Annotated in this window: 12 protein-coding genes; 4 read left to right on the top strand and 8 right to left on the bottom strand. The window is 38.3% G+C overall.

Going from position 1 to position 13,628, the window contains the following annotated elements; translation table 11 throughout:
- Nucleotides 1-477: 477 nt before the first annotated feature.
- From phaC to J7E81_RS05605, 3 genes are all read right to left on the bottom strand, one after another.
- On the bottom strand, nucleotides 478-1,536 hold the full coding sequence (gene phaC, locus J7E81_RS05615; protein ID WP_215041230.1) for a class III poly(R)-hydroxyalkanoic acid synthase subunit PhaC: 1,059 nt from the start codon (nucleotides 1,534-1,536) through the stop codon (nucleotides 478-480).
- A 97-nt stretch (nucleotides 1,537-1,633) separates the two neighbouring features.
- A complete protein-coding gene (phbB, locus tag J7E81_RS05610) occupies nucleotides 1,634-2,377 on the bottom strand; it encodes an acetoacetyl-CoA reductase (protein ID WP_215041113.1) in 744 nt (247 codons plus the stop codon).
- Nucleotides 2,378-2,415: 38 nt separating this feature from the next.
- Nucleotides 2,416-2,805 carry a polyhydroxyalkanoic acid synthase subunit PhaR gene (locus J7E81_RS05605; protein WP_215041112.1) on the bottom strand — a complete coding sequence of 130 codons (390 nt, stop codon included), beginning with the start codon at nucleotides 2,803-2,805 and terminating at the stop codon, nucleotides 2,416-2,418.
- Between the two features lie 446 nt (nucleotides 2,806-3,251).
- Here J7E81_RS05605 and fabG point away from each other — a divergent pair, with 446 nt between their 5' ends.
- The 3 genes from fabG (at nucleotide 3,252) to J7E81_RS05590 (ending at nucleotide 6,625) form a co-directional block, all read left to right on the top strand.
- Nucleotides 3,252-3,986 (top strand): 3-oxoacyl-[acyl-carrier-protein] reductase, encoded by a 735-nt coding sequence (fabG, locus tag J7E81_RS05600; RefSeq protein ID WP_251028437.1) that lies wholly within the window; start codon nucleotides 3,252-3,254, stop codon nucleotides 3,984-3,986.
- A gap of 506 nt (nucleotides 3,987-4,492) precedes the next feature.
- Nucleotides 4,493-5,680: an acetyl-CoA C-acetyltransferase gene (locus J7E81_RS05595; protein WP_215041110.1), complete on the top strand. Its 1,188-nt coding sequence runs from the start codon at nucleotides 4,493-4,495 to the stop codon at nucleotides 5,678-5,680.
- Between the two features lie 297 nt (nucleotides 5,681-5,977).
- Nucleotides 5,978-6,625 carry a tetratricopeptide repeat protein gene (locus J7E81_RS05590; protein WP_215041109.1) on the top strand — a complete coding sequence of 216 codons (648 nt, stop codon included), beginning with the start codon at nucleotides 5,978-5,980 and terminating at the stop codon, nucleotides 6,623-6,625.
- Nucleotides 6,626-6,751: 126 nt separating this feature from the next.
- Here the strand turns inward: J7E81_RS05590 and J7E81_RS05585 are convergent, their stop codons facing one another.
- From J7E81_RS05585 to J7E81_RS05570, 4 genes are read right to left on the bottom strand one after another with little or no spacing between them, the layout of a single operon-like run.
- Nucleotides 6,752-8,386 (bottom strand): M20/M25/M40 family metallo-hydrolase, encoded by a 1,635-nt coding sequence (locus J7E81_RS05585; RefSeq protein ID WP_215041108.1) that lies wholly within the window; start codon nucleotides 8,384-8,386, stop codon nucleotides 6,752-6,754.
- Between the two features lie 60 nt (nucleotides 8,387-8,446).
- Nucleotides 8,447-9,877: an amino acid permease gene (locus tag J7E81_RS05580; protein WP_215041107.1), complete on the bottom strand. Its 1,431-nt coding sequence runs from the start codon at nucleotides 9,875-9,877 to the stop codon at nucleotides 8,447-8,449.
- 33 nt (nucleotides 9,878-9,910) lie between these two features.
- A complete protein-coding gene (locus J7E81_RS05575) occupies nucleotides 9,911-10,672 on the bottom strand; it encodes a dimethylarginine dimethylaminohydrolase family protein (protein ID WP_215041106.1) in 762 nt (253 codons plus the stop codon).
- 19 nt (nucleotides 10,673-10,691) lie between these two features.
- Entirely contained in the window at nucleotides 10,692-11,546 is an 855-nt protein-coding gene (locus tag J7E81_RS05570; RefSeq protein WP_215041229.1) for a dimethylarginine dimethylaminohydrolase family protein, read from the bottom strand.
- Nucleotides 11,547-11,715: 169 nt separating this feature from the next.
- Here J7E81_RS05570 and J7E81_RS05565 point away from each other — a divergent pair, with 169 nt between their 5' ends.
- The gene (locus tag J7E81_RS05565) at nucleotides 11,716-12,453 is read left to right on the top strand and encodes an IclR family transcriptional regulator (protein WP_215041105.1); all 738 of its coding nucleotides are present in this window, start codon (nucleotides 11,716-11,718) and stop codon (nucleotides 12,451-12,453) included.
- A 66-nt stretch (nucleotides 12,454-12,519) separates the two neighbouring features.
- Here the strand turns inward: J7E81_RS05565 and J7E81_RS05560 are convergent, their stop codons facing one another.
- Nucleotides 12,520-13,449: a phosphate ABC transporter substrate-binding protein gene (locus J7E81_RS05560; protein ID WP_215041104.1), complete on the bottom strand. Its 930-nt coding sequence runs from the start codon at nucleotides 13,447-13,449 to the stop codon at nucleotides 12,520-12,522.
- Nucleotides 13,450-13,628 lie beyond the last annotated feature (179 nt).

Raw genomic sequence — 13,628 nt, 5'->3', positions numbered from 1 at the left:
CTATAGGTAATAAAAAGGTCTTTGGCTTTTAAAGAAAATCCTGTGTTAAAGGTTATTGTGGGTTTTTATCATGTTGATTGGAGCGGAAGGCGGCGAAGACTCCTGCGGGAGTACGGGGCAGGGGAGACCCCACAGGCGCAAGTGCGCCGCGGAGGCTCCCCGGCACGCCCGCGGAAAGCGAAGCCGCCTGGAGCGGAAATCAACATTCTAGTTTAACACAGCCAAAGAAATAAAAAAGGCTCCTCTACGCAAAATGCGTTTAGGAGCCTTTGGTTGACCAATCAGCTTAACTTTTTGAATTCTCTAAATCTTAACCTAATTAATCCCATAAGTAAAGTGGGAATAGGAAATATTTTAGGTAAAAAAATCTATTTCTTGTGTATTATTTGATAATTTAATATAATAATTGTTACCTATATAAAAAGTGAGTGTGTTTAAACCACTCACTTTAGGGTAAATATTTCTTAAAGCAGGACGTTAACTAGAACGTTCAGCAAGCCATTCTCCAATGGTTGGGTAGGTAATTTTGGAAGCTTGCGAGCCAAATGTAATCGAGGTATGACCTACTGGCAAGTTTTTGTATTGTTTATCTTTACTAGAAATCGCGTCCATCAAAGCTTCTACCATATGCGGCTGAGCAATTAGATCGTTTTGACCTGATAAATTCAATACATTAGCAGTGATATTTTTTAAATCAACCTTGCGACCGCGAACGACCAGTTCCCCTTTAATCAGCTTGTTTTTCTGATAAAAGTCCCGAATCCATTGACGATAAGATTCCCCTGGGAATGGTATTCCGTCGTTTAACCATTTTTGTAGAAGTTTAAAGCTTTTTACAAAATTGTCATTTTCAACACGGTCAACTAGACTGACAAATGGTCCATAGAAGTTACCCATCGGCTTACTTAACTTGTTTCCAAAGTCAATCATTTCAGGAGGAATCACACCAAGGGTATCTACTACTTTATCAATGTTAAAATATTTTTCATTTAGCATAGCGCCATATGATCCTGTATCCGCAAAATCAAACGGACTTGTCATAAAGATCAAATTGCGGATTGGTAATTCTGGATAAAGAGCTGCAAAAATGGATGTCATCGTACCGCCCATGCAATAACCAAGAATGGAAATTTCATCAACATTCGAAGTCTTTAAGACCTTTTTTACCGCCCGAGGGATATAGTCAATAATAAAATCATCTAGTTTCATATTTCGATCTTCATAACCAGGAGTACCCCAATCAAGAAGATAAACATCAAACCCATTATTTACTAGATATTCTATTAAACTTCCACCCTTAGTCAGATCTAAAACGTATGGTTTATTGATTAATGCATACACCAACAATAATGGAATTTTATGCTTTTTTGGTTGTTCCGAAATATAACGATATAGTTTCGTTTTATTTTTAGTCCAAACCACCTCTTTTGGAGTTGGTCCGACCTCTGGCTGAGGATCAACAGTTAACACTTGGGTTGCCTTCATCACTCGTTTCATTTGCTTACCATACTCTTCAGGGAGTGCGTCAAGAAACATGTCCCAATCTTTTTCCGCAAGTACGCTCACGAAAGTTCACTCCTTCCATTTCTTAATTATTATTTACTATATACATAGATTTCTGCCTTCATGACAATTACATGTAAAGTCCGCCATTAATATTAAGCTGCTGACCAGTAATATAAGCTCCATCACTACATAGGAAAGCAACGCCACGAGCTACTTCTTCCGGTTTTCCTAAACGTTTTTGCGGAACCTTTTCTACAATTCCAGCAAGAACTTTCTCAGGGATTGCTTGAACCATTTCCGTTCCGATAAATCCTGGGCAAATCGCATTAACAGTTACATTTGTTTTCGCAAGCTCAAGGGCAAGAGATTTTGTGTATCCAATAAGTCCGGCTTTTGCTGCTGCATAGTTAGTTTGACCAAAGCCGCCAGCTTGTCCAATGATGGAAGAAATATTGATAATACGGCCTGCATCCGATTCAAGCAGATAAGGAAGTGCAGCAGATGTTGTGTTATAAACACTGTTTAGGTTAACATCAATTACTTTTCTCCAATCCTCTGAGCTTAGCTTTTTAAATGTGCTATCTCTTGTAATTCCTGCGTTATTAACCAAGATATCTACTTTTCCGAAATGCTCGATGGCCTCTTGAACAAGATGGGCAGCTTCATCAGTATTGGAAACATCTGCACGAACTGCATAAGCTTCTGCACCGATTTCATTTATATCGGCAACCATTTTTTCTGCTAATTCTTCACGAGAAACATAATTTAGAACAATTTTTACACCCTGTCTTGCAAGTTCCATAGAAATCGCTGCACCAATGCCTCTGCTGCCGCCTGTTACAATAGCTACTTTACCAGTTAAATTTGTCATGTTATTATCCCCCATTAGTTGTTAGTATGTAGTTATTCTTAAGCTTTTAAAGCGGATAGAATTTGATTAAGTTTCTTATCTAAATTCTTCATTTCGGATTTCAATTCAGCTATTTCACTTTTTAATGGCACTTGATTATCTGTGCTCTCGAGTTTATCCTCAAGCAATTCTTCTATGCTATCAACCTTAGCATCGACATTAACAATTTGAGCAGATAAGTTAGCAAGATCCTTACGGGATGGCAGGTTGCTCAGTTCTAGATACTTTTCTGTTGACTCATCAATAAATTTTTTAAATTGTAGATTCATGTCCAAAAGTTGGCCAATCCCCTGGGAAGGAAAGGATTCCATGATTTTTTCATCGTATAAATTACTAGTTTGGTTATATAGATCCTTCCAAGCTTCAAAAACATTAAAATTTGTCGTCAATTTTATTCCTCCTTAAACTTTTTATCGACATTTTAATCATACTAACATCCTTCAAACAATTAAAGAACAAACATTGAAAATAATCAAAAAATATTATTGCATTTTACGACAAATTTCTAACCTCTATGTAGATTACATATATAGAATTTTTTCTAACCTAAACAAACCCAATAACGGCAATGGTTTAAGCGTTTTCAAAACGGAGGATATTTTTTCCTTAGTTCTATTTTTGTTATGAATTGAATAATATTTTTAGCAAATCGCAATTGCTTTTAAGAGGATAATTCCTTGTTTGAAGCTGCTGGATCCAGCCTTCTTTCAACACGAATCGACAAATTTATTTTCTTTGCTGTTATTTTGTTCACAATTTAGACAAATTTCAGACTGATTGGTTTCTCTTCGTGAATTCTGGTGTATGGATGAATTTAAAAAAAGAGGTGGTAAGTTTGAAGTTTAATGAAAGCGTTGTTTTGATTACCGGCGGAGCACAAGGAATTGGAAAAGAAACAGCAAAAAAATTTCTACAAGAAGGAGCGTTTGTTGTTATATGTGATTATGATGAAGCAGCTGGAAGAAAAGCATTGGAAGATTTGAATGATGAAAAAGCTGAATTCTTCCAAGTCAATGTAACGGACAGCTCCCAAATCGAAGGAATGGTTCAATCAATTATCCAAAAGCATGGTAAAATTGATGTCCTGATCAACAATGCAGGGATTACCCTTGATGGCTTTCTTACTAAGATGGACGAATCAGATTGGGAGAAAGTGATTTCTGTTAACTTGTCAGGTGTATTTAAATGTACCAAGGCAGTCGCTCCTATTATGCTAAAACAAGGTTCGGGCGTGATCCTGAATGCTTCTTCCGTTGTTGGAGTATATGGAAATATTGGCCAAACTAATTATGCTGCAACAAAGGCTGGGGTAATCGGGTTAACCAAAAGCTGGGGGAAGGAATTTGGACCGAAAGGAATTAGAGTGAATGCCGTTGCACCTGGCTTCATTGAAACAGGAATGACTGCAGCTGTTCCAGAAAAGGTTCTTAATTATATGAAAGATAAAACACCACTTAAAAAACTTGGTCAACCAGAAGATATTGCAGCTGCGTACCTGTTCTTAGCTTCAGATGACGCCAAGTATATTAATGGAACGGTTTTAAGTGTAGATGGCGGTTTAGTTATTTAGATTGAGTCCGATAACTTAGCTGAGATTTGTATAGAAAAGAAATAAGATACAAGGGAAAAACCTCCATGTTTTTCCCTTCTTTTTTTAGCAACAAACAAGGAAAAACACTTTTACTATTGTAACAAACTGTTTTGGCTGATTTACTAGAATTTTGTCTTGTAAACCGGACAGTTGACTACTCATCCAAAAATTTATTTCTACAACAACCGCTAAATTATATGAAATTCCAACAAAATTCGCTCTATTTATTTTGTTCGATTTATCTCTTCTTATTTTGGTTCTTTTTTGAGTAGAGAATTATCCTTTTCTCCCACTCCCAACTGAAATTACCTCCCAAAAGACATTCCTCTCAATCGAGTAAATTTACTGCCATCCAATTAATCATATAAAAAATCAAGCTACTAAATTTGTCGAAGAATTACTTAGAAAACTAACTACTAGATGTAGTATCATATGGGAGAAATTATACATAGGAGTATAATAAATTCGCTATGGGAGTGATTCAGATGGCAGTAAATGAAGTTGTTATTGTAAGTGCTGTTAGAACACCAATTGGAAGTTTTCTAGGAAGTTTACAAAATGTTTCGGTTAAAGAACTTGGGACCACAGTGATAAAAGCGGCTATTGAAAGAGCAGGAATATCTCCTACTAATGTTGATCAAGTTATTATGGGTAACGTGTTACAATCCGGCGCGGGCCAAAACCCTGCTAGACAAGCTTCTCTTGCAGCGGGAGTACCACAGGAATCACCTGCCATGACGATTAACATGGTTTGTGGTTCTGGCTTAAGAGCGGTTCACTTGGCAACACAAGCCATTCTTTCCGGCGAAGCTGAAGTGGTCGTAGCTGGAGGTATGGAAAATATGAGTCAAGCCCCCTATTTATTAAAAGGCGGCCGGAACGGATTTAAAATGGGAGACCAAAAAATTCTCGACAGCATGATTTCTGACGGATTATGGTGCGCCGAAAATGATTATCACATGGGTGTAACAGCTGAGAATCTCGCTGAAAAATATGAAATTACCCGCGTGGAGCAAGATGAATTTTCTGCCTGGAGTCAACAAAAGGCCCAAGCTGCAATTGAATCCAATCGATTCGCAGATGAAATTGTTCCTGTTGAAATCCCAGGTCGCAAAGGCCAAGTAAGCGTCTTTAGCCAGGATGAGTTCCCTAAGTTTGGAACAACTGCAGCCGGGCTAGAAAAACTTCGCCCAGCCTTTAAAAAGGATGGAACGGTTACAGCCGCAAGTGCTTCAGGAATTAATGATGGTGCTGCTGCATTAGTGGTTATGAGCCGGAAAAAGGCCGAGGAACTGCAGCTTAAACCATTAGTCGTTATTAAAGCGAATGCGGTTGCTGGGGTTGATCCAAGTATTATGGGAATTGGTCCAGTCCCAGCAGTAAATAAAGCTCTCCAAACAGCTTCTTTATCATTAGAAGAGGTGGATTTAATTGAGGCAAATGAAGCATTTGCTGCCCAAGCAATCGCAGTAGATCGGGAATTGCATTTTAATAAGGAAAAATTAAACGTAAATGGCGGTGCGATTGCCCTAGGTCACCCAATTGGGGCCAGCGGAGCAAGAATTTTGGTTTCTTTAATTCATGAGATGAAGAAACGTGAGAATCGTTTTGGTTTAGCTACCTTGTGCGTCGGTGGAGGCCAAGGTGTCGCAACAATTGTGGAGAACATTTAAACTCCATAAAATTTTAAGAAGGACGACTGGAAGAGAAACAGTCCTTATCTAGCTATTCTTTGAGAATAACAGGTAAATGGAAGTCAGCATTTTATTCAAGTTAATTAGGCATCCCTTGATGATTCTCTTATAAAGAATACAAGGGATGTTCATTTATCCGTCCTAATTTTACTTATTAACCTACGATCTCTTGAAAACAAATAGGTTCTCCTATAAAAAAACCAATCTCTAGTGGTTTAATTTTCTTTACTTGCGGCAACATTTCCATTTTAACAAGAAGTATTAGGAGGGATTAATTTGAAATTTAATGAATCTACCATTAATAATGACTTTAATAAAATGCTCAATACTGATCAAATTCGGTCAGAAAACATTACTCCAGAGGATCTCTTTAAAGAATACAAACGATTCTATGAAACTGAAAGCTTCCTGGAAGCATTCAATCTTCTTTCTCAAATTATCAATAAAGGTTTTCCAGCTGCAGAGTTTGAAATGGGGAAACATCATTATTTTGGAAGTGACCAGTTAGGAATTACCAAGGACTACCTAAGGGCATTTGAGTATTTTTCTGATGCTGTTGTTTTAGGGCATACAGGTGCTCTTTATTATCAAGGGATGATGTATCTTAAAGGTTTAGGGGTTGCCTTGGATCTTAATCAGGCATTACATTCCCTAAATACGGCTGCAACCCAGGGGGAAATTGAGGCATTAAATGCATTAGGTAAAATCTATCAGTTCGGCTATTCTGATATTTTACCAGATGATAAAAAAGCAGAAAGCTACTATAAGCATGCCATTCGTTTAGGGTATCCACCATCTATGTTAAACCTTGCCGTTTTGCTTGAAAATCAGTTAAGGTTTGAAGAAGCTTATGAATTAATCATTGAATCAGCGAAGCAAGGGTATATGGGGGCCATACAGTATGGCTTGAGTACATACAAATAATGTATTCTCTCCGTATTATTTTTATATTTTAGAATACTTTTGTTCGATTCCAAATATGTTGAAGAAACTATCGTACTATTGTTTTAATACACATGAAAAATGCCCCCAAGCTGGGGGCATTTCCATTTAGTTTGAATTACTCGGTATCTGGCACCTACTAGCGGCAATCATTTTGATCATGCCTTCAACAAGGAGTGGGACCTCTTCAAAGGCATTTTTCATGTGTAGTCGTTCCGTGCGTTTATGGGCATCTTTTCCAAACGGACCGACATTTAAAACAGGTGCTTGGAGTTGGACCATAGCATCGAAAGGAATGGTATAGCTGCTCCCCCATACAGGCGTATTTGCTTTAAAGGCAGTCCAGCCTTTTCCATCATCTTGATAGTTTAGATAACTTAAGTCGCTAATTCCATTGAAATAATGTACTTGTTTGACAGGTAAAGCAAATTTCTTCCATCCTTCTTCCCTCACATATTGAACACACTTTTTCACAAGATGGTCGTGAGAAGAATTGACTGCTGGATAATATGGCGGTGCATAAATTAATACAATCGCTGGAGCAAGTTCTTGGCACTCAATCATTAGACTGTCTGCAATTCTTAAGGATTTTTCACGGTCATCCCAATTGGAATTAGCTTGAACCCCATCCTTCACTTTCTCGACTAGTTCCAGACCAAATTTTCGAATCGCATGCATTTGTAAATCTTCAAAACGCAAAACCCGGACTTCACCAATCGGTGTGGCGGATTGCTTAAGACAAACCTCTTTATAGGATTGGTTGCATGCTATCGCTGCATCTTGAGCGATTTTTTCAAATATCTCCATAATTTCTTCTGCAGTCCGTTTCATTAAGAAAACATTATACAAGGCTGCAGATCGATATGGAGTTTGAACGGAATATTCCAATCGTAAATCCTTTTGCTGAAGTGTTACGGGAAGCGGTGTGGTTTCTCCCATCACATTTTCCTGCAGGTTCATATTCCACTCCATCCGCTGCGTTAAAAAGGAAGCAATATAGGGTGCCGTAATACCGCTAAGCGGTTCACCTACATGGGTTTCTTTCCCATAAAAAAGTGCGGAAGGCATAATTTTTCCGATGGAACCAGAATAAACATAATAACTTCTGTCCCCAGGTTCTTGTGTAAAGACGGGCTCTCCATTTAAGAATAACTTATAGTCGAGTTGATGTTCTTCTTTTAGCTCTAATAGTTTGGTCACGGCCGCTCGCATACCTGATGAATTAACCTCCTCATCAGGAACGGTAAGCAACAAGAGATTAATCGGCCATTTTTCAACCGCTGCTTTTTCCAGTAACCCCATGTGCATCGCGAGTCCCATTTTCATGTCCATTGTCCCTCGGCCAAATAAATATTGACCCGATAAAAGATCAACCTGTGCATCTCCGTTTAATTCATCCATTCTATCAAAAAGTAATTTAGTCAAAGCTTCAGGTTGATAGGCAAATGGCTCAAGGTCTCCATATTCTTCCGTGTTTACTGTATCAAAATGGCTGATTAAAACAATTGTGTCCTTTACTTCCTTATGACTATATAATGCGGTTAAAAAACGACGATCCAAATCGGCTTCATTCAGTTTCAGGTTAATTGGATTGTCGCGAAAATATTGGAGTTCTTTCAACTTCGCCATAACCTTTAAGGGAAATTCACGTTCACCCTCCGTTAAGGTCATACTATGCCAACTCACTAGCTCACACAACAATCCTCTTAATGCTTCCGGTGTTCCCCACCTAAGCTGCTCCATGTTCATTTACTCCTTTGAAATCAATTCGTAAAATAATAATTACTCTCTTAATAGTTAAACTTAATGTTTTTGTGAAAGATCATTGTCCACCTGTGATGGACTCTGTATATTTGTGGTGCCTGACACCCTATTTTTGAAATAGAAGGATAGGTAGCAAATTAGCAGGAATCCTAATCCAATGAGGAGTCCTATTAATTGGGTTGGGTCAAATGCTAAAAATATTAAGATTGAAACACAACATACAATGCAAACGAGGGGTATTAATGGATAGAAGGGAACTCTATACTGTAAATCTTCTAATTTCCCACCCTGCCGCAGGTATTTACGGCGAAACATGAATTGGGAAAGGGCAATTCCGATCCATGAGATGGTTACTGATATTCCTGCAATCGACATCAATAATACAAAAACTGTATCAGCAGCAAGCACACTCGTTAACAAAGATAGTAATGAAAAAATCATGGTAAAGACTAGGGCTGTAAACGGGACCTTCCGTTTGGATAATTTACCAAACACTTTCGGCGCCATCCCATCATGAGACATTGCCCACAGAAGTCTAGTGGATGCATAGATACATGAATTTCCGACTGATAAAATGGCGGTCAGGATCACAAAGTTCATGATATCAGGTGCAAAAGGAATTCCAGCCAGGTCCATTAAGGTCACGAATGGACTTTCCAGTAATCCAAGCTCCTTTGTTGGAAAAATGGCTGATAAGATAATAATAGAGGCAAGATAAAAGATAATAATCCTAAATAACACGTTGCGAATGGCACGAGGTATGTTCTTTTGAGGTTCTTCGCTCTCACCCGCTGCAATGCCAATCAATTCAGATCCTTGATACGAAAAGATCACATTCATCATCGTTACAAACAGAATGGCAATCCCAGCAGGGAATAAACTAGTTGGGGCCAGGTTTTGCAATAAAGGAGCCGGCCGATCTTCTAACGGAATAATGCCAATTATTGCTCCTACACCAATGATAATAAAAAAGATCACGGCTACCACTTTAATTCCCGAAAACCAATATTCAGCTTCAGCGAATCCTCTTGTTGTTAAGGCATTCAATAAAAATAACAGGAGAATAAATACAGCACACCAAACCCATACAGATACATCCGGAAACCATCGCTTCATAATGATTCCAGCTGCGGTGAATTCTACTCCTGCCGTAGTCGCAGAGCCAATAAAATACATCCAACCCAGCGAAAAGCCGGCAGATGGGTTAATAAATTTACTTGCATACGTTTGAAAGGAACCGGTAACAGGCATATAGACAGCAAGCTCCCCTAAACAGACCATAACAAGATACAAAATGATGCCGCCGAAAATATACCCAATTAAGGCACCGCCTGCTCCTGCTTGATTAATCGTATAACCAGCATTCAAAAACAACCCCGTTCCGATGACTCCCCCTAATGAAAGCATAAACAAATGACGGCGTTTCATTGACCGATTTAATAGTTCCTGATGAACCCCTTGATTACCCATTCGCTCTCCCACCCCTCTTGAAAATGCAGTTTACTAAAAACGCAGTGACAAACAGCTTAATCCGCCATCCAACTTTCGAAACTCAGACATGTCGAGTTCAATGGTTGGATAGCCGGCTTCATTAATTCTTTGTTTCGTTACCGGGTTGCCAGCAGGAATAATGACATAGTCATTGACCCGGATACAATTGGCCGCATATTCCTCATCAGGTGGAACAATAATTTTTTTAAAAGAGCTGAAGTCAGGGTGATCTATAAATTCTCCAGCAACAACAATGGTTTGGTTACCTAAATAGGCGATCCCTGTCTTTAGATGGAAAAATTTCTCCAAATAAATAATCGTCGCTTTATAACCCTCTGATTCAAAAATTTGTTTTAATTGTCTGGCCCCTTCAACATTGGTTCTCACAGAGACACCAATATAGAAATGATCGTCTATCTGTAAAATATCTCCTCCATCAAGAGTTCCCGGAGCTTTAATATAATAAATAGTTTCATAGAAAGACTTTATGACAGGTTCCATTTCATGGATTTCTCCGTTCCGTGAAAGAGCTCCTGGGTTGGAAATAACAGCAAAACTTGGAGTCAGTACTGCTGTATCCTCGACAAAAGTGGAATCTGGAAATTCAATCGTACTCGGTAAAACCGTTACCTCCGTTCCACATTTTTCTAAAGCACGAATGTAGGCTTTATGCTGTTCTAATGCTTTTGCTAATTCTGGTCTTCCCAGATTGGCAGTAGTCAAACCATTCACATAACTTTCACCTGGTATCTTTACAATCGTATGTTTAAACATGTTTCATCCTCCTCTATTTTTATTCACGAACAACTGGACAGGTAAGACAAGTTGGTCCGCCCGTTCCTAAATACGAGATTTCATTTCCGTCATATTCATAAACAACTGCCCCTGCCTCAATTAATTGTTGTTTTGTATATGGATTTCCACTGACGATTACACACACTCTTGGAGCTAAAGCAAGTACATTGCAGCCAAGCCGCTCGTATTCTTCATCGGGTACCTCTATTAATTCAAAGCATCGTTTGATAAGTAACTGTCTTAGGAAGACAGGCATTAACCTGGAATAGACCACTGCTAGATTTTCATCTACGATACTGATGAACGACATAAGATGAAGACATTCCTCTTCTCCTTGATGATGCGGCAACTGAACAATGATGCATTCATCCACTATATCTTTTGTGATTTCTTGAATTTGGCGGATGGCTTCATCATTGGTACGATACCCTCGGCCAATTAACAACGTACGATCGTCGAACCATACTAGGTCTCCTCCATCAGCCACCGCATCACCGGTAAGTTCTCCTAGGATCGGAATATTCTTGTCATGTAAAAAACGTTTATAAGCTTGTGCTTCCGGCTGACGGAGTCTTTTCCCTGATTTTAAAATGATGGCTCCCTTTTTGGTGAATTTAACAGGGTCATGGGCATAAAGAGAATCTAATCCTACTGTTTCTGTTGCAGGTAAAAACTCTATTTCACCTACATGTTCTTTCATAATGGCAAGAAACTGCTCAAATTCTTGATGTGCCTTTATGTAATCTGGTTCTTGGATGTAATTGAAATTTTTCCAGGCATTATTCAAATGTTCTTGACTGATAAAAGCATCCTTGGGATGTTTCAGAATAACTTTTGTTAACTTTTTATACATGGAAGAAACCAAATCAACCTCTCCTTTCGTTTTCCGCATAGTGGAAAACATTTTCTTAGAATGGAATTTCATAATATGATATTATAGTAGGTGGAGTTACATGTCAATATATTTTGAATTTACAGATTTCTTTATAAAAAGAATAAAGATAGTGGATAGGAGTGGCCTCATGCAAACAATCGACCGAGCCATGCACGTAATTAAAGTACTAAATGATAGCGAGATAAAAAGATGGTATTCTATAACAGATTTAGCTAAGGAATGTGAACTGCCGGTCAGTACCATGCATCGTCTATTACAATCCATGATTAAACATGGATTAGTTCAGCAAGATCCAGATTTAAAACTTTATTCAATGGGCAATACCTGGTTAGAGTATGGCTTAAAGATGTATGACACTTATGATTTTGTCGGGCTGATTCGTCCCGAAATGGAGAAATTAATGTATGAGGTAGAAGAGTGTGTTTATTTTAGCAAACCTATAGGCATAGAGTCCTTAGTGATGGAGCGGATTGACTGTCCTACTAACCCCATTAGAATCTATGACCAGCTGGGAATTCGTATCCCGCTGAATATCGGTGCTGCCAATAAGGTAATGTTAGCGAATATGCCAAAAAACGAAGCCTTAACTATTGTAAATCAACTAGTTCCGAAAGAAGATACAGAATCATTCATTCAGCTGTTAGAGTCCATTCGTAAGCAAGGATATGGGGAAAGCCATGAGGAAAGAACCAAAGGCACCTCCTCGGTTGCAGCCCCCATCTTTAATCACTCAAATGAACTAATCGGAGCGGTCAGCATCGGTTATGTTAATTTCAATTTAACAGATGAAAGGCAACGTTATCTAATTGAACAAGTAATACAATATGGTATACGTATTTCAGCGAAGCTTGGAAGTAAGCGATAACCCTATTTACAAATTAAAAAAAGGTAAATGCATTTGCTGCATTTACCTTTTTTAGGATAATAAATCTTATTTATTTGATTGATTTCCCTTAGCGTCACGTTCTACTTCCATTTTTGTTACAGGAAGGTATCCTTGATCTTGTAATAGTTTGTTTTGGATATCATCTGACATCATATAATCTAGGAATGCTTTAGCAAGATCAGTAGCTTCACCCTTTGTATAGGAGTGCTCATAAGCCCATACAGGGAATTTACCAGATTGTACATTTTCTGCAGTTGGTTCAACACCATCAATGGAAAGAGGTGTTACAGATTTATCAGTAAAGTATGAGAATGCAAGGTAACCAATGGCGCCATCTGTTTCATTAATAATCTTTTTAACTGTGTTAGATGAATCTTCTGTAATTCCTTCAGCAGGTGTTGCACCATCAAGAGCAAATTTATTGAATACGGCACGTGTACCTGAAGAGTCAGGACGGTTTACAAGAACGATTTTTTGGTCTTTTCCGCCAAGTTCTTTCCAGTTAGTGATTTTACCAGTGAATACTTTGATTAAATCGTCTTTTTTAATATCTTTAATCCCTACTTTAGGGTTAATAGCTGCTGTCATACCTACTACTGCTACTTTATGATCCACTAGTTGATCCGCAGGGATGCCTTCTTTTTCTTCAGCAAATACGTCAGAGTTACCAATTTGAACTGATCCTTCAGCAACTTGTGATAAGCCTGTACCAGATCCGCCAGCTTGTACTTGTATATCAACTTTTGGATTTGCCGCCATGAATTCTTCAGCCGCCGCTGCTACTAAAGGCTGCATTGCAGATGAACCTGAGATAGATAATGAACCTGAAAGTTCTTTCTTTTCCTCAGTTTTAGTTGTTGATTTTTCTGTGCTACTTGTTGATTTGTCAGTAGATGTTCCGCCACCACATGCAGCCATGAAAACCATTACTGCTGCGAAAAGTGTAAGTAGACTTAGATTTTTCAAACGTTTCATTTGCTTTATTTCCCCCTAGTGATTCATATCAATTTATGAATCTATTTTGTTTTCCTTACAAGACTAAATATAGACCATAAGTATTAATTCAGTTTTAATTGCATGTAAAGGTTTTGTAAAGTTCTCTTTTTGTTGTTTTGATAGATTTGGCAAATACTATCTTTTATGTCTTGAATCAA

The organism is Bacillus sp. ISL-18 (assembly GCF_018613415.1).
GTDB lineage: Bacteria > Bacillota > Bacilli > Bacillales > Cytobacillaceae > Neobacillus.
This window is presented reverse-complemented; position numbering and strand designations above follow the sequence as displayed.